General features: G+C 63.3%; 1 protein-coding gene. It reads left to right on the top strand.

Going from position 1 to position 248, the window contains the following annotated elements; translation table 11 throughout:
- Positions 1-248, top strand: a 248-nt coding sequence (locus tag ACU18_RS18920) for a hypothetical protein (RefSeq protein ID WP_157407876.1), incomplete at both ends; no start/stop codon positions are given.

Below are 248 nucleotides of genomic sequence, written 5' to 3'. Positions count from 1 at the left end.
CTCGACGGGCCGGTCCGCGGTAACGGCAAGATCATGCAGGAACTCGAAGCGTTCTTCCGCGGCGCGGGCTGGAACGTCATCAAGGTCGTCTGGGGCCGGGAATGGGACGAGCTCCTGGGCCAGGACACCGACGGTTCGCTCGTGAAGATCATGAACGAAACCCCCGACGGGGACTACCAGACCTACAAAGCCGAATCCGGCGGGTTCGTCCGGGAACACTTCTTCGGTAAGGACCCCGCGACCAAGGA

It is taken from the genome of Arthrobacter sp. ZBG10 (assembly GCF_001238605.1).
Lineage (GTDB): Bacteria > Actinomycetota > Actinomycetes > Actinomycetales > Micrococcaceae > Arthrobacter.
The sequence above is the reverse complement of the archived record's forward strand: the minus strand, read 5'-3'. Positions and strand labels throughout refer to the sequence as shown.